This is a genomic window from Polaromonas sp. DSP2-3-2b2, from assembly GCF_049895905.1.
Taxonomy (GTDB): domain Bacteria; phylum Pseudomonadota; class Gammaproteobacteria; order Burkholderiales; family Burkholderiaceae_C; genus Polaromonas.
The window spans coordinates 1-1,102 of sequence record NZ_JAFCTH010000058.1 but is presented as its reverse complement, the minus strand read 5'-3'; the positions used below and the strand labels follow the sequence as shown (position 1 = coordinate 1,102).

The following is a 1,102-nucleotide window of genomic DNA, read 5'->3' as shown; positions in this document are numbered from 1 at the left end:
ATAAAGGAGCTTCGAAACACGCAAAAAGCAGCCTGACTCACTTCACTTCAGGCGACAACTTCCTTGACAGCCACCGCTATTGCCGCACGCGCAGTCTCCGGTAGCTGCGGTTCTAAAGGGCGAGATCGTGGCGGCGCACGACCTCGAAGCCATCGTCGAGCGACCCGACGGTTCCCGTGTCACCGTCATCGCCAACGTCGTGCCGATCAAGAACGCGAACGGGGAAATTACCGGCGCCATCAGCTGTCTTTTCGACATCACCGAGCGCAGCCGCCTGGAGCGCATGACCCGGGAGCAGGCAGCTACCCTGGCCAACCTGGACCGGCGCAAGGACGAGTTCCTGGCGATGCTCAGCCATGAACTGCGCAACCCGCTCGCCCCAATCACCAACGCCTTGATGATCCTACAACTGCATAAAGACGAACACCCCATCCAGCAGCAGGCCCGCACGATCATTGAGCGCCAGGTGGGCAATTTGAAGCATCTGATCGACGACCTGCTGGAAGTCTCGCGCATCAGCACCGGCCGGGTTCAGCTTCGGCTCGAACGCATTGCCATGCGCGGCGTCGTGGACCGGGCGGTGGAAACGGCCAATGCGCTGATGGCGCAGCGCCGCCATGTGCTTATGCTGTCCTTGCCCGCGCAAGCTCTTTGGCTCCATGCGGATGCTGCCCGGCTGGAGCAGGTGGTGGTGAACCTGCTCACCAACGCCGCCAAGTACACCGACGAAGGCGGCCGCCTGTGGCTGAGCGTCGAGCAAGAGGGCGATATGGCGGTGCTGCGCGTGCGCGATACGGGCATTGGCATCACCGCCGAACTGCTGCCGCGCATCTTCGAGTTGTTCACGCAGGCCGAACGCTCGCTTGACCGCTCCCAGGGGGGACTGGGCATTGGCTTGTGCCTGGTCAAGCGACTGGTGGAGCTGCACGGCGGGAGCGTAGAGGTTGCCAGCGTCTTGGGCCAGGGTAGCGAATTTGTCGTGCGTCTGCCGCTGATGCTCGCGCCCATGGCGCCGCCGCCGTTGCCGTTAGCCCCAACGGCCTTGCCGTCCGCAACATCGCGCCGCGTGCTGGTGGTGGACGACAACGTGGATGCCGCCGAT

The 1,102-nt window shown here is 63.6% G+C and carries 1 protein-coding gene; it reads left to right on the top strand.

The window, feature by feature from the left end; translation table 11 throughout:
* Nucleotides 1-127 precede the first annotated feature (127 nt).
* Nucleotides 128-1,102, top strand: a 975-nt coding sequence (locus ACP7AD_RS18535; protein ID WP_426166409.1) for a PAS domain-containing sensor histidine kinase, incomplete at its 3' end; no start/stop codon positions are given.